Here is a 16725-nt window from a genome sequence, read left to right as displayed (position 1 = left end):
TTATTATATTATAATATTATTATTAGTTATTCTAAAATAAAGGAACATTATGAAAAAAAGAAACTCTGGAAATATAGCAATTATTGGGGCAGGTCGTTTTGGCTTAGCTGTTGTTAATCAACTTGTTGCCGAAGGCGTAAATGTGATGGTATTGGACCGGGAACATGAACCATTAGCAACGCTTCGTGACACTGTAAGCAAGGTTTTAGTCCTTGATGCTACCGATATTAAAGCTTTAAAAGCGGTTGATATTCAATCTTTTGATACAGTTGTGGTTGCTACTACTGACAATATTGATATTGTTGCTTCCTTATTAGAAGTTGGTGTAACCAATGTAATTGCCCGCGCAAGAAATGAAATTCATGCCCGTGTTCTAAGACAGATTGGAGTCAAAACAATTATCCGTCCAGAGTATGAAGCTGGAATTAGAACTGCCTTAATCGCAACTAACCCTAACTTCGCCAAGTATAGTGCTGATATGAAAGAAATTGGCAATAACTTTGTTATTGCAACTAATAAATTAGTTAATCTTAAATATCATGATCTAACAATTCGCGAAACAGATTTTACTGCCAAAGGTGTATCTATTGTCTTAATCAAACGGGGTGAAAAATTTATTTTACCAACTGGTACCACAGTTTTACAAGTTAATGATATGATAACAATTATCGGAACAATTGATAATGTTAGTCGTGTTTTTGAATTAATTACTTCAGAGGTTTAAGAAAAATAGTTATTAAAAATTATTTTTTAATCAAAAATCCTCATATTGGTATTTTGGCTTTTAACTTAATGTTAAGAGTTTTTTTTATTATTGATTTTGTTATGAGTTTCCCTATTTTCCTCCCATAATTTTAAGACTGTTATTTTATGATTTTTTTTCTTAAAAAACAATTAAAACTGTCTTGTGGCGAGCAAAAGCCTAAAAATCACTTATTTTTTCACTGAAAATAAAAAAAACACCAAATAAAATGACTATTTATTATGCTCCATATGTATATTTGTGTAAAATAATGTTGGATAGTGGAGGAAAATGGATGTATGGAAATCATGCTAGGACTTTAGATGACCGTTCACGGATCATCTTGCCAGCTAAATTAAGAGAAAATATCTCTTCTTCAAAAGTTTATTTGACCTTAAATAATGACGGAGAATTCAATTTCGCTGAAATTAGAGATCAAAATACTTTTGAGAGATGACTTAATGATTTAGTTGAGCAAAATTCTTATGACAAAAGCACGAGAATGCTCCGTCGTTTATGACTTGGTAGAACAACGGAAGTTGAGTTGGATAGTCAAGGACGGATTTTAATTCCAAAACAATACATTAGCCAGTTAGCTATCCAAAAAGATGTGACATTACTTGGTGTTGGTGAGTTCATTGAATTATGAGCAACCCAGCAATATGAACAATACGAAAATTCTTTAACTCCAGAAGCTATAAATCAGGCAACTGAAAAATTAGCTAAAGGAGCTTACTAGTGTCTAATAAACATATTTCAGTTTTACTTAGTGAAAGCATAAATGCACTAAATATTAAGCCTGATGGTATATATTTAGATTTAACACTTGGTATGGGTGGACATAGTGGAGAAATTTTAAAACGTCTAACTACAGGTTTGCTAATCGCTTTTGATAAGGATAGCTTTGCGATAGAAGAAAGTCGAAAGTATCTTAGTCAAATCAGCGATAGGTTTAAGCTAATTCATGCTGACTTTAGAAACATTAAGGCGGAATTGGCACAACTAAACATAGCTTCTGTTGATGGAATAATTGCAGATTTAGGGATATCTTCACCGCAAGTTGATAATGCTGAAAGAGGCTTCTCATACAATAAAGATGCTTACTTAGATATGCGTATGGATCGCAATCAAAAATTAGATGCTCATTTTGTCGTAAATAACTATTCTACAGAGCAATTGGTCAAAATATTCAATGATAACGCTGATGTAAAGCTTAGTCATAAAGTTGCTAAAGCCATCGTTGAAAACAGACCTATTAATAGCACTTTAGAATTAGCTAATACCATACGTCAAAGTTTGCCTGCTAAAATTGTTGCACAAAAAAATCCATGTAAAGCAGTTTTTCAAGCAATTAGAATTGAAGTTAATAACGAATTTGAATCTTTAGAAATTATGCTTAAAGATGCAGTTGAGTTATTAAAGCCAAATTCATCATTAGCTGTTATTTCTTTTCACTCCATTGAAGATAAAAAAGTTAAGACTTATTTTGCTTCTTTGGTTGAAAATAAAATGCCTGCGAAGATGCCAATAAACGAAATTAAAAGTTTTAAATTAAAAACTATTGAACCTAGCAAAAATGAATTATTAGAAAATAATCGTTCTCGTTCAGCAAAACTAAGGATTTGCACAAAAATACTATAATACAGCACTTTTAGAAGGGAGAACAATGAAAGAATATTTATTTAATTACATAATTAAACAAAATAAAGTTTTATTATTCGTCTCTTCATGAGTGGCTGATCAACTATTGATTGATAAAGAATTTTCAATTGATAATTGAGATAAAAATCAAATTAGCTTATTGGTAATGGAGCAAAAAAAAATTATTAAAAAATTATCCAAATTATCTAAAACTGTTAATTTTGTAACTAATATAATAATAGAAGATGCTTTATTGCCTGGTTTAAGATTTAAAACAAAAACCTTAGAAATCTTTAACTGTATCGATGAAAATACTATGGTTAAAGATGCCAAAAATTCTGTAGAACAGACAATTTCGGAACAATTAACTAACTCTACAAGTTTTGAAATTGTTAATGTTTTTGCTCAACTATACAGACTTAAAATAGATGATAAATTAACTAAATCTTATCTATCTTATCCAAAAAATAAAATAGGGAAGGCATTACAAACAAACTTTGCATATGCTTACTTAACAAAAGAAAATGAGCTTTTAAATTATCTTAAATTTACTTTTAGTAAAAACAATATCAATATTAATTCAATAATTACCGAAAACCAAGCTCTGCTTGGATCCAAAGGGAACCAAAATTCTAAAAACGAATTATTTGTCAAATATGACTATAGTACAGTGTTTTTAGCCGCAAATTTCAATAATAAAATTTATGCTTCAAGAAACTTCAAACATTCACTTGAGAGACAGCTTGACTTACTTAAAAATAAATATAAATTAAGTAATGATCAACTCGAAATGTATTTATCTACTTTTGAAAAAGTCAAGGAAGTGGTGAGCCAAGACTTAATTAAAAATGATGTAATCATGATCGAAATTCAAGAAATTTTAACAAAGTTCTTTGATGCAATAAATAATGAAATCGCTAAATTTATGGATTCAATTGACTATAAGATTCATGTTATAAAGCAATTTGGATTTTCTAGAATAGCTTTAAAAAATGTGTTAGTAGCTAATTTTCCTGAATGTTCAATCCAAAGCTTAATCATTGATAACAATAATTACATAAATGAATTAGTTAATGGCTTAATTAGTTTAAATAATTATCAAAGTCAAAATAAGAATCTTAATGATACATTAAGTAATACTTTAGAAATTAAAAATAATTCTTTTTGAAAAAGATTATTTGACCAAAATAAAAATATGAAAGCAGTAAATAATGGAAAATAATGACTTCGAAAGCTTTTTAAACTACAAAATTAAAGTTTTTGGTCTTGGTGGTGCGGGATCAAATGCTGTAAATTACCTAGTTGAAAATCTTCAAGAAGATAATATTGATTATTTTGTTATTAACACCGATGCACAAGACTTAAATAAAAGTAATTGCATTAATAAAATTTTTATAGGTCAAAAAGTCAAAGGAAAAGGTACCGGAGGAAATATTGAATTAGGTAAACAAGCAACGTTGGATAACATCGATGAAATAACTAAAAACTTCGATAATACCGATATTTTGATTTTAGTTGCTGGTTTAGGTGGTGGGACAGGCACTGGAGCAATTGCTGAAATTGCACAAAAAGCTTATTCTACAGGTATATTCACATTAGCTTTTGTCACAACACCATTGACGATGTTTAATTCAAATTCGTTCGATTTAAATGCTTTTTGTAATTCTTTAGCTAAAGTAACAAATTCTTATATGGTTATCGATAGTGATAAATTAACAAAAACATATCAAGAGTTTCCAATCAAAGAAGTTTTTAATGCCGGTAATATTTATATACAAAATGCGATTGCAACAATTAAAAATTTACTTTATAAAACTGGCCATATCAATTTAGATTTTAATGATTTAAAACGTGTGCTTTCTGACGGAAGACAAATGTTAATTTTATCAAGTGAATCACATGCTGATAACCCGGTTAACGATGTAAAAGATTCACTTTGCGCAGAAAATGCACTAATTTATGATGCTAAAATGCTTAATGAATTTCTTTTAATGTTTGAATACGATGATAAGGTTAGCTACCAAACCATTAGTATATTAAAAGATGAATTAGTTAAGCATTATGGATCTGATCAATCCCAAAACGTCTATAAAATAGGTTTATTCAATGCAAATGTGGATCATAAAAGTAAATACTTTGCGGCTTCTGTAATTGCCACATATGGCGAAAGTGATGCCTTAAAAAGCGATATTGAAATCACGGCGGATAAGAAAAAAAATCTTTATGAAAGTAAAGATAAAAAAGATTTTGCTAATGATTTTGAGTTTGAAAACACAGATGAAGATGAAGATAATAAATTAGGCTATCCAGGGTTTTCTTATAACTAAAGCTATATAAAAAAACGGGAGTAAAATCCTGTTTTTTTGTTTTATTTTTGACTGTAGCACAGTGTTTTTAGAAAAAATCATTTGCTCTATATTTTAAAATCAATTTTTATTCTGCTGTCTGCGTGTTTTTTTATATCTTCAATGTCATAGAAACCAGCTGAGTAAAAATTATAATTTGGATATGATGAGGCATATTGATTAACCATTTCACGGTATTTATTGTTATCTTCACATTGTAAGATATCATAATTACTAATATTTACTATACTTGTTCTTTTTAAAGTATAAGGTAATAAATAATGTACAGGAACCTCATGAGCAGTACGATTTCTATCGTATACAGTAATATAAGCTACTTTTTCTTCAAAATCATAACTATTTGCTTCAACACAAACCTTATCAGAATTTGCTTGTCCTTCTTCTAAATATGAAACATTATAGATAACTTCGCTTTTAGTTTTAGGGTGGTATAGACGAATGTCGTTAGCTTGTGCAATATTAGCTTGGAGTTGGTAAATTGAAGCTTTTTGTTTACTTTGGTAAGATTCATAAAGGTAATCAGGTGCAGCTGTTTCATTTAAAACTGGAATTGATCATAAAGGCATTAATGAAGCATAAATATTTTTAAATATGTATTTATTAACTTCTTTAAAATTTTGGTAAATCTCTTTTAAATCTAATAGCATATTGCCGACTTTATCATACAAGTAAATTTTTGCATCACTATATGCTAAAAAATCTAATTTTAACTGATTAAAAACAAAGCTATTTCTACTTTTATTTTTGTTATATACAAATGTATCTCCGAAGCCAATTTCATTATCCAAAAGTACTTTTTCCATAGTGGTTTGAGCATATGGGCTAAATAATAAACGGAATTTTTGCTCATCATTTCTGTTAAGAGCATCAAAAATGGCATCGAAACGGTCATTATTTAGTGGCATTAATGAGCCATGTTTAGCTAATTTCTCTATTTCTTTATTTTTGTTAGCAATAAATTTTTTAAGCTCTTTATCAGTCATATTATGAACATTATTTGGCTTTCGAGAAAAGTTTAATTCTTGTGCCGCTGTGCTAAAAAATTCTAATTTATTTTCCTTACTATAATATGGATAAGGAGCTTCAAGATAAGCTGTTAAAACCTCAGAATCTAGACGAGTTTGTAATTTACCTTGACTGTCTGTATATGACACTCTATGAGTAACAGTAATTGAGCCTGAATAAGTTTTAGTTCCCAGTTTGTGGCTTAATAATTCACCAAAATAGAAAGGATTACCATTAATATGACCACTTAATAGTGAAGTAATATGCTTATTTTTATTAGTTGTAAATATATATCCATATTTATCAGCTACATAATCTTCAATCATTTTACTTTGGCGTTTTTGCAAATGAAGAGATGGAAAAGTTTTGTTTAAAATATCAAATTTAATACCATTTGTTACTAAAGCATTGAAGCAAGCTAAATTTATTTTAATATCACTAACAATTGCATTATGTTTTTTTACTGATTCGGCAATTAATTCCTTTGAATTTTTAATTTTAGGCTTAATTTTCTTAGCTATTAAAATTGAAAATCCTACTATTCCACCTATTACAAATAAATAACCAAAAACTAAAGTACACCATAATGCCGCTGTATGGTTTTGGTTTAAATCATTAAATGACTGTTTCGCTAATAAAAAATATATTATTGGATAAACGAATGCTAAACATAAAATAGTTAAAAGCACAATTACAAAAGTTTTTCAAGCCTTAAGTCTTTTGAGTTTACTTTCTAATCGATTAATCTCTTTAGCTTGAGCTCTTCTTTGATCATTCAATGATGCATTTAATTCTACATCAACTTTGCTCTCGCTAATTAATCTATTATATGTTTGCTCAATGATTTCATCATTTCTGTCTACAGTGGTTTTGTAATCTTTAATCGGATCAATAATTTGATCTAAATGATATTGTTTCGTATTATTCATAAGTCTCCTTTTTTAATTTTACAATATTATGAGAATGAAAAGCATAATAGTGCCAAAAACTTTGTTTTTAGTCATTAAAAACAACATTATGCAGTTTTTCCATATGTCAAAATTCTAAAAATCTATCTATTCTATATTTTTTTAAAAAAATATATAATTCGAGCACGGAGGAAAAATGAAAAAAATAAATAAATTGATGACTGTTCTTAGTTCATCGTCATTATTAATCCCAGTAGTTGCAGTTTCATGCGATAAAAAAGATGACATTAAAACTAATGAAAAAAATTATGATCAATTATTTCAGATAGCTTTAACTAATGAAAATTTGAAGAAAAAAGAAGCAAAAGATATTAAAAAAACAGATTTAAAAATCATTACAAACGAGACAAGCATAACTTTTACAGTTAAAGAAGTAAAAGTTAAAGCTAATGAAAACACAACTTTACAAGTAACTGTTGAGGTTAAAGATGCAAATGGTAATTTCTTAAAATCAGTTGTCAAAGAAATAACTGGTTTTAAAGCCCCTAGTTCAGGCAACACCCCTGGCCAAGGCGGAGATCAATCATCTAGTGATGAAGATATCACAAAATTAGAAAAGAAAGCTCAAGAAGCATACAATACTTTTAAAGAAAAAATCACTGTTGCTAAATCATTAAAAGCTCATGAATTTCTATCAAAAGCGCAAAATGGTACTGTTTTATATTGAGACTATAAAAAATTAAAATTATTCAATGAACCATATGATAAAAATCAACCTGATAAGCCAACTAGAGTAGCATTATTTGAATTTGAAAAAGGTGGCAGATTAAGTTCAGGTTTTGAACCTGCAGCACCAGAAACTGAAGCATTAAAAGGCGAAAACACCTATAAAAAAGCCATTTTAGTTAAAGAAGGCGATACATACAGTGTCAAATTTAGAATTGGAAAGTTTGATTATAAAAGTAAAAAAACCACGGTTTTTGATGTAGTTAAAGAAACTAAAAAAGTTGAATTCAAAGTCTTAAGCCAAACAGAAATTGATGCTAAAGCTGAAACCGTTAAACTCGATTACAAAAATAAATCACAAACAAGTGAAAATGATATCAAGCAAAGCGATTTAATTATCCCAACTATTGAAGGCTTTGAAGTTGAAATCAAAAATTTCTTCATTAAAAGTGGCGAAGCAAAAATTGAAGTCGAATTTGTTGTAAACTACTTAGTGGGTAATGATAAAGTTGCTTCTAAACTTATAAAACAAACTATTGATGGCTTTATTAAATCAGAATTAGCCGCTAAAATTAAGGATGTATTAGTAGTCTATGACGGTGATAATTCAGCAATAGAAGCATCAAAAGTTACAGCTGATAAGCTTAAATCAAAAGTAAATAACCAAGAATTAGATAGTTCAATTACCGTTAAATATAATCTAAAAGCTAATGATTATTTAGGTATTTTATCAGTTGAAGCCGAATATAAAACTAAAGGCGAAACCGTTAGCAAAAAATTTACTTTAGAAGGATTTAAAAAAACTGAGTTTAAACTAGATGAATTTATTGAAAAATATACTGATCCAAAACTAAAAGACGGTATTGATGCTTCAAAAACTCCTTCTAATGCAATAACAGAAGAATCATTTACATTAGCAGAATATGATAAACAGTTAGTTGATATTCAAATCAAAGAGGTAAAAGTTAATGATGATGATAAATCAAAAGTTACTTTAACTCTTGAATTTACTGATAAAGTTAATAATGGACTAAAAAAAGAAAAAACCTATGAATTTACAGGCTTTTTAGTAAATAGCAAACAATATAGAGACGAACAATCATTCAAATTAGCTGAACAAGGTAATTTCTTCGTTTGAAAAGGAAGCAAAGAAAATCAAACTAAGATTTTAGAATTTATTAATAAATCCAAAAAAAATAGTAATTTATTAAATATTCAAAACGGTACAGTAGCATTTAATAAAGATGTCTGAGAAGGTAGTTCGAATAAACCACCAGTAGAAGGATTAGAATTAAAAGAAGAAGCTAAAAAACATATTTCTACGCACGGAAATGATAACACTTTAGCTCCTACTTTTGTTGGTGCTGGCAAAAAACAAGGTACTAGAAAAGGTATTGAAATCTTTAAAGATGATAAAGCTGTTTATGTTAAGTTCTTATTAGTTTTAGCCGATGGTAAAACCGATAGTAAAGAATATAAAATTAAGCTTTTTGATATTAGTGAATAGTTATTATTTATTATAATAATATGTAGGAGGTAAAAATGGCAAATATGTTAGATGAAGTTAATGACAAAGCTTCAGAAGGGCGCGATGTCAGAGTTATTAATAAACAAATTCCTGTTAAAGTTGGCGTCGGCTCAAAAATTTTCGAAATAATTTTATGAGCACTAGTAATTATCCCTGGATTAGTTTTCTTGATTATAAAAATTAAAACAAAAAATAGATTATTAGCTTTGGAACAAAAAATTCAAGGCTTTGCTTCACAGGTTGATAACTACTTAGAACAAAGAGTGCAAGTTTTACAAAACTTAGTCGGTTTAGTAAAAAGCGCAGTTAATCTAGATACAGACACATTTAGTAAAATTGCTGAATTAAGAAGTGGAAAATCAAAAGATGAATCGCGTAATGAAATTGCTTCAGAAGTTAGCTCATTATCAAGAAATATTAATGTTCAACTTGAAGCTTATCCAGAATTACAAGCACATGGTGCTATAGCTCAAGCAATGCAACAAAATATGTCATTGCAACGTGAAATAACTTCTGCACGTGACTTATATAATGATGCAGTAGCAAGATGAAACCAATTAATTTTCCAATGACCGTCATACCAGATTGTAGCTGCTAAAATGGGTTCAACAACTAGAATTCCTTTCTCGATCGACAGTGAAACCCGTGAAAAAGCAAGATCGACATTCTTTTAAAAACTTTAATAAAAACACCCACAAGGGTGTTTTTATTGCTTTTTTATTGCTAGTTGAATTTTATAATGAAGATAAAATATATTATTTATCGTTTTTATTATTTTCAATATTGACTTTTATAATATTTTCTATATTCTTTTGAAGGTGTGTTTGTAAAACGTTTCTGATATCAGCGCTATATATTTCAACGGCTTTTAAAAATAGTGTGAGAGATGATTTAATTTCTTTAAATAAAATTGTTTTTTCATCTTGACTAAGTTTATTTTCTTTTACTAAAGTATCTAATTCGTTATTTAAATCATCTTGTTTTTTTGTATAGTAATTGTCGCTAATTATATGTGTGAAAAACTTTTCGGTGTTGAAAAGCATAGCTCATCCGCTTCCTAATAATTCTCTTTTTCCGCCGTCACCTTTAATATATTTGTCTTGCGCTGGTATCTTGTTAACATTATTGCCTGTACCATGGAATAAGTAGTTGAAATTGAGCTCTTTGTAATAATCTAAAATCAATTTTAAGCGATTTATTGTGATTTTAGAAACTAATTCAAATTTAGCATTATCTTTATTTAAGAAGTCATGCTTTGTTTTTAATTGCTCTAATTGGGTATTTAAATATTTAGTATGTTGTTCCATACCATTAGCGAATTCATTAAACATTCCTTTAGCTCACTCACCAACAGTTTGAGCTAAAACTCAGTTAGGCAATCATGCAGGTATAATAAAGCGGGCTTTTAAGGTATCTTTAGCCTTATCTTTATTTGCTGCTGGAGCCATTAATATACCCAATAACTTTTCATTTGTATTGACATACATATTATTTAATATGGCTAAAAAATTTTTATTTAATTCATCATCATTATTATTTTGCAAGAATATTTGCATTACTTTTCCATTACTTTTAACAAAAGCTTCTTCAATAGCATTTGTTAAATCTGTATATTCTTTTTTAAGTTGTGCAATAACATTATCTTTAACTTCTGGTTTTATATTTTTAATTTTAGTCGCAATATCTTCACTAAGATTTTTTTCATAGTTAGCTTTATAGTTTTTATATTCTAGGTTATTGTCTTTATAATCTTGATAAAGTTTATCATATTCTTCTTTTTTATCTTTTGCGAAGCCAGAGATAGTAATTTTTCTGCTTTTTGTTGATTTAACATCTTCTAAGCCTTGTTTTTTTGATTTAAGGGCAACATTAAAGGTAATAGTGCCTTCCTTAGAATTAATTTCTCGATTTTCGACTTCGACTAATTCTGCATCAGAAGCATTTTTAAGCTCAAAATCACTTATTTTAACTTGATCAACTAATTGGGCAGCTTGATTATCACCTTTATAAACTAATTCCAGTTTATCAACAGCATCATTAAGTCTTTCTAATTCTTGCTCACGTTTTTTTTGCAATTCTTCTGCTTCTTCACCAGTCATAAAGCCTGATACTACATAATCTTTTGATGCTGTTGTTCCATCAAGTTCGGCAATAACAGTAACAGTTAATGAACCACCTTTAATATCATAGCTTTTTACGTTGTATTTAGTAATGCTTGTCATAAAGGATTGATTATCAAGAATGAAATCAGTGTTATTTAATTTGTATTTATTATCAATATAGCGACTAAAGTTTTCATTAGTGATAAATGAAGCTAGTTTTGTTTTCATACTTGAGGAAGCTTTTAAATCAAAACAACTATCTACATAATTTTGTAAATTACGTTTTACTATCACACTTGAAATATTAATTTTGCCATCAAAAACTTTTGATTCAACATTAGAATCTTTTTTAGATACAAATATAAACTTGTATTTTAAAACATGTCAGTCGGTATATAAAAAGCCGCGATCAAAATCAAATGTTTCAACTCTACCCTCTAAATTGTTGTTTTTAGCCAAAAACTCATCAAAACCAAGGATTTTACTTATTTCTGTAGTATTTGCATCATGACTATTGTATTTTAAATACACTTCCATTTCGGCTTTTTTATAGACGTTTGCTGGTAAATAATTAGCTTCTGTTAGCATTTTTAATTCATTTGCTTCTTTAATTGACTTAGCATCTTTAGATAAGAATTTTAATTCAATTTCTTTTTCATTTGATAAGGCTTCGCCTTCGTATTTATCACTACTTTTACTTAACTTAAATTTAACCTTTAAAGTTCCGTCTTCTTGCGGACTTAATTGGGTAATAATTAATTTAGTATTAACTAATTGAGCTTGTTTATCAGGATTGATGATTAAATCTTCTACTTTAATTTCATCGCTTGTTTTATTATTTTTATCCTCTTCATTTTTAAGTTTTATTATGTCCGCTTCATTAATTAATTGATTTAACTTTTGAATATCATCATTTTTGTTTTTTAATGCAGTAGTTAAAAAACCGTCAAATTCAATTGCTGTGGTTGCACTTAAAATATTTGTAGTGTTAAATTTATCTTCATTAAATGAATATTTAATAATTAATGAGAGTTTTCCAGTGCTATCTTGTGCATTAATGGTTTTAGAAGTAATTATTAATTCTGCAGGAGAAGTAATTGCAACATTAAAATCACTTTCGCTAATTTGTGAAGGTAAAAATTCATTTTTTTGTTTTGTGCTAGTAAATTCAGCTTTTAGTTCTACTTTTTTAGTCTTAATAGCTTCTTCATATTTAGCTTTTAAATTTGCAAGATATTGTGCTTTAGTTAAAAAGCCACCAATCACTAATTCTTTTGAGCTTGATTCAATATTTGCAGCATTAGATAATTTACTTTTTAATTTAAATTCGACTTTAAGAGTACCGTTTTCATCATTAACATCACTTAAACTAACAATAGATAATGAAGCATTAGGAAGCTCTGAGTCTTCAAAATCATCTTTAGTGATTTCTTTAGCTAGCTTGGCATTTTTAACAATATTTTCTTTGGTAAATAAAGTATCGATTTTAGCTAATAATATGTTTAATCTCTTTTGTTCATCACTAAATAATTGTTCTTTAGTTTTGTAGCCACTTAATGAAGCTTTTTTAGTTTTGCTTGAAGATACTATAGTGTTAAATTCCTCAATTTTGCTTTTGAAAATGTAAACAAAAGTGATAGTGCCTTTTTGATCATCTGGAATAAGGTTTATAATTTCAACAGTGATATTTTCTTCACTTAAAGCAACATTAATATCTTTAATTTCAACTTCACTAGCTAATCTTGAAGATTGCATAGTTGTGTTTTTATCGTTAATAGTAACAGTGGCATTTTGAATTTTTTCATCTAATTCAGCAATTTTATCATTAATAACTTTTTGTTTGTATTGTTCATTAGTGATAAAGCCTTCTAGAGTTGCACTTTTAGCTTCTGAAACAATTTTTTCGCTTCCTAAATTGCTTTTTAAGCTAATAAAATGATATTTAAAGGTTAATTTACCATTTTCATCATCAGCAACAAAATCAAAAACATTAATCTTAGCGTCGGCTAAAGTATTTTTAAAGTCTTTAGTCGTAACTTTTGAAGCTTTTAATCTTTCCTTTGTACCTTCAAGTAATAATGTATCAGCTTGTGTTTCATTTATTAAAGTATTAAGACGTTCTTTTTCTTTAGCAATATTTTTAGCTAAAAGTGTTAAAAAGCCATCAACTTTTTTCTCAATAGTTTTCGAAACTAACTTAGTTGCTTTGTCTTCTAAATGATATTTAATTGTAACAATACCTTTGGTATCATCAGCTTCTTTAGATATGATTAATTTATATTTATCACTAATGTTACTAAAAGTAAAGTTAGCATCTACTTGCACAAAGTCAGAAGGTAAAATTTTAGCTTTATCTTCTTCTTTAATAGTTACAGAAATTTGTTCTACAGCTTGATTAATAATTTTTTGATGGCTCTTAAAGCCGTCAAAAATTATCTCACGTGAAAAAGATTTTACTCACTCACTTTTATTATTAACCTTATCATCAACATTAGAATCTAAGTAGAATTTGTAAATTAAAACTCCTTTAGTATCATCACTAATTATCTGACCATCTAATCTTAAATAGATATTTTCACCTAATTCGCTAACACTAAAATCATTGTATTTAACTTCTGAAGCAAAAACATTTTCTTTTTCAATACCTTTTTTAAGGGTGATTTCAACGTTTTTGATTAAATCATCTAATTCTCTTTTCTTTGCTTCTTTGTCTTTAGTAAAAGCTTTGCTTTCTTGCTTTGAATTAGTTGCTTTGTCAATTGCTTCAGTAATTTCTTGCTCTAATGAAGCGATATTATCTTTAGTTGCCGCATCAATTTTAGTTTTAAATTGAGCTTTTTTGTTTTTGTCTAATGGTGAATTATTAACTTTTTCTTGTAAAGCTTCTTTTTTATTTTTTAATTCTTTGGTTTCTTGATCAATCTTTTTTTGACTTGTTTTATCACAAGCGGATGCGATCATTAACGGCGCAGTCAAACTTGATAAAGTGGTAGTTAAAAACAAAATACTTTTTTTCTTCATTTTTCTCCTAAAAAAAGCATAAGAAAAGATTCTTATGCTTACAATAAAATTATTTTAATTCAACAATAACGTCTGATGCAATTTTAGCTAATGATTCTTGGAAGAATTTTGAAACGTTTTCTAAAGCTGCATTTAAAATAGTATAAACAGGTAAAATAACTTCTTTAACTTTATTTTGATCTTCTTCGCTCATGCTTACAGTTGTTAAAACTTTAACTGCTTCATCTTTAGCGTCTTTAACAACAGCCATTAATTTTTCAAAAGTTTTTACATAACCATCTGTTTGTAAGTCTTTAAAATCAAACTCTTTGAATTTTTTAGCTGTTTCTTTAAATAAGTTGTTTTCGCCTGTGAATTTTTGATCAACAGCACTGATTAAGTTGTCTAATTGAGCAATATTTTTAGTTTTGTCGTTTGTTTTTAATGTTTCGAAAATAACTTTTGCATATTTTCCAACTTTTGAGCCAACTTTTTCAAGGGTATCGGCTAAACCATTTTCTTTGCTAATAAGTTCTTTGATTTTATCAACACTTAAAAATTCTTTAACTGATGCCAAACCATCACTAACTTTGTTTTTAGCTGGATCTGCATAATATTTATCTAAAACAGTTACTAATAATTCATTAATAATTTCATCTAATTTGGTTGCACCTAAATTGTAAGCTTCACTAATACTTTTGATGTCGTCGTTATTAGTAATAATTTTTTTGATTTCTGCGTTTTGAATAACGTCATTAAGAATTTTTTCTTTTTCGCCTTTGAATCAAGCATCGTAAGCTGCTTTTTTAACTTTGAATTGTTCTTTAACTGTAGCGTCAGCAATTAATTCAACTTTAGCATCTACTGGATTCGGTGTTGGTGTTGGTGTTGGTTGTTCGCTTTCTTGTTTAAAGCCTGTAATTTCTTTTTTAACAACCTCAATTTTATTAGCTTTATTATCTATAACTTTAACTTCAACTACAACGGTTGTAGGTTCGTTTTCTTTAACTTTAACTGACATAACTTTTACTTCTAAATCAGCATCTTTTGAGCTAACATTAATGTCTTCTGGTTTAATGTCTTTCGCAAGTATATCTTGTGCTTTTTTATTATCTTTTAAAGATACTTCAACTAATTTATTGTATTCTTTTGCATCTTTTTTATTGCAAGAAACTGCAACTACTGGGATTAATAATGATGATGAACTAAGAACAGTCATCAATTTATTTATTTTTTTCATAACTAAATCTCCTTTTATATATGGTTTATTTTGCCTTGCAAAAAAAAAAAAAAAAAAAAAACAAATGGCGAGCAAATGGCCATTTTTTGAGCAATAATTTTAGTTTTGTCGTTTGTTTTTAATGTTTGGAAAATAACTTTTGCATATTTTCCAACTTTTAAGCCAACTTTTCAAGGATATTAGCTAAACCATTTTTATTGCTAATAAGTTCTTTGATTTTATTAAACTTAAAAATTCTTTAACTGATGCCAAACCACCATTAACTTTGTTTTTAGCTGGATCAGCATTATATTTATCTAAAACAGTAACTAATAATTCATTAATAATTTCATCTAATTTGGCTCAAAATAAATTGTAGACTTATCTAATATTTTTGATGTCTTCATTATTAGTAATAATTTTTTTGATTTCTTCTTTTTAATAACGTCATTAAGAATTTTTTCTTTGTCGCGTTTGTATTCTTCATTGAAAGCTGCTTTTTTAGCTTTGAATTGTTATTTAACTTTGGTGTCAACAATTAATTCAACTTTAGCATCCGCTGCACTTGCTTTGGAGTTGATTGTTGATATGTACCCTCTTTACTGCACAAAGATAAACCAGTAAAGAGGGCACATATCAAAAAAGCTTCTCTTTTCACTTTTCTTTTTTTTTTTTTTTTTTTAAAATAAAGACACAAAAAAAGAAAGGAAAAATATGAAAAAGAAATTATTAACATTTAGCGTTTTACCATTGATATCATTAGCTCCAGTAGCACTAGCAGTGTCTTGTTCTCAACAATCAAGAATTAAACAAAAAGAGCAAAGAATTAAACAAAAAGAGCAAAGAATTAAACAAAAAGAGCAAAGATTTATTGATTTAACAGTTAACAAAGCAACTGCCGAAGGTTTAAAATTAGCAGGTATCGACAAAAATTCTCCTGAAGGTAAAAAAGCTATTGAGGAAGCCAAAAAAATAAATGAAGGCATTGCAAAAAGTGCTCTTGATGTTATTAAACAAAACGCTAAATCAGATGATGAATATGAAAAAGCTTTAGATGAAGCAATTAAAGTACTTGAACAATTTCATCTTTAATTATTAACTATGATAATGGAGCAATGCTCCATTTTTTTCCTGAGTTTCGGAACAAAAAAACAAAAAGTGTAAAATTGACCGTTTTTTTTAGTCAGAGTACACTTTTTGTTTTTACTCCGGAACTCAGGGCAACAATAAAAGAATTCAGGCAAAAACAAAATGGATGGCTCCTGTAAAATACAGGAAAACATCCATTTGTGTTGCCTAGTTAATAAATATGTGTCCAGGATTCTGGGTACATATCATGTTATTTTTCTTTAAAGCCTGTAATTTCTTTTGAAACAGTCGCAGTTTTATTAGCTTTTTTATCTTTAACTTCAACTTCAACTATAACGGTTGTAGGTTCGTTATCTTTAACTTTAACTGATTTAACTGTTAATTCTAAATCAGTATCTG

The 16725-nt window shown here is 28.1% G+C and carries 11 protein-coding genes; 8 read left to right on the top strand and 3 right to left on the bottom strand.

Going from position 1 to position 16725, the window contains the following annotated elements:
• Positions 1-49: 49 nt before the first annotated feature.
• The 5 genes from T385_RS0101390 to T385_RS0101370 all read left to right on the top strand — a co-directional run bounded on the left by T385_RS0101390 (position 50) and on the right by T385_RS0101370 (position 4710).
• Positions 50-724: a potassium channel family protein gene (locus T385_RS0101390; RefSeq protein ID WP_029905849.1), complete on the top strand. Its 675-nt coding sequence runs from the start codon at positions 50-52 to the stop codon at positions 722-724.
• A 313-nt stretch (positions 725-1037) separates the two neighbouring features.
• Positions 1038-1481, top strand: a complete 444-nt coding sequence (locus tag T385_RS0101385) for a division/cell wall cluster transcriptional repressor MraZ (RefSeq protein ID WP_051677953.1) — start codon at positions 1038-1040, stop codon at positions 1479-1481.
• Positions 1481-2383: a 16S rRNA (cytosine(1402)-N(4))-methyltransferase RsmH gene (gene rsmH / locus T385_RS0101380; protein ID WP_029905847.1), complete on the top strand. Its 903-nt coding sequence runs from the start codon at positions 1481-1483 to the stop codon at positions 2381-2383. Before T385_RS0101385 ends, rsmH begins: the two co-directional genes overlap by 1 nt.
• Before the next feature lie 25 nt (positions 2384-2408).
• Positions 2409-3605: an MAG3720 family protein gene (locus tag T385_RS0101375; RefSeq protein ID WP_029905846.1), complete on the top strand. Its 1197-nt coding sequence runs from the start codon at positions 2409-2411 to the stop codon at positions 3603-3605.
• Complete coding sequence (locus tag T385_RS0101370; RefSeq protein WP_029905844.1) at positions 3595-4710, top strand: FtsZ/tubulin family protein; 1116 nt, start codon at positions 3595-3597, stop codon at positions 4708-4710. Before T385_RS0101375 ends, T385_RS0101370 begins: the two co-directional genes overlap by 11 nt.
• Positions 4711-4796: 86 nt before the next feature.
• On the opposite strand, the gene T385_RS0101365 is transcribed toward T385_RS0101370, so the two are convergent.
• Entirely contained in the window at positions 4797-6683 is a 1887-nt protein-coding gene (locus T385_RS0101365; RefSeq protein ID WP_029905842.1) for an MAG1210 family protein, read from the bottom strand.
• 175 nt (positions 6684-6858) lie between these two features.
• Here T385_RS0101365 and T385_RS0101360 point away from each other — a divergent pair, with 175 nt between their 5' ends.
• Together T385_RS0101360 and T385_RS0101355 are read left to right on the top strand one after the other, a co-directional pair.
• On the top strand, positions 6859-8895 hold the full coding sequence (locus T385_RS0101360; protein WP_029905840.1) for a lipoprotein 17-related variable surface protein: 2037 nt from the start codon (positions 6859-6861) through the stop codon (positions 8893-8895).
• 35 nt (positions 8896-8930) lie between these two features.
• Positions 8931-9590 carry a LemA family protein gene (locus T385_RS0101355; protein WP_029905839.1) on the top strand — a complete coding sequence of 220 codons (660 nt, stop codon included), beginning with the start codon at positions 8931-8933 and terminating at the stop codon, positions 9588-9590.
• Positions 9591-9671: 81 nt separating this feature from the next.
• Here T385_RS0101355 and T385_RS0101350 read toward each other — a convergent pair whose 3' ends face one another.
• Positions 9672-14039, bottom strand: coding sequence for a lipoprotein 17-related variable surface protein (locus T385_RS0101350; RefSeq protein ID WP_029905836.1), 4368 nt, complete (start codon positions 14037-14039; stop codon positions 9672-9674).
• Positions 14040-14088: 49 nt separating this feature from the next.
• Positions 14089-15258, bottom strand: a complete 1170-nt coding sequence (locus tag T385_RS0101345; protein ID WP_051677952.1) for a variable surface lipoprotein — start codon at positions 15256-15258, stop codon at positions 14089-14091.
• A 693-nt stretch (positions 15259-15951) separates the two neighbouring features.
• Here T385_RS0101345 and T385_RS0101335 point away from each other — a divergent pair.
• Entirely contained in the window at positions 15952-16329 is a 378-nt protein-coding gene (locus T385_RS0101335; RefSeq protein WP_029905832.1) for a hypothetical protein, read from the top strand.
• The last annotated feature ends 396 nt before the right edge of the window (positions 16330-16725 follow it).

Origin of the sequence: Mycoplasmopsis opalescens ATCC 27921 (assembly GCF_000712185.1) — a bacterium.
Lineage (GTDB): Bacteria > Bacillota_I > Bacilli_A > Mycoplasmatales > Metamycoplasmataceae > Mycoplasmopsis > Mycoplasmopsis opalescens.
Note: the sequence above shows the minus strand (reverse complement) of the source record. Positions and strands in the feature narration are given on the sequence as shown.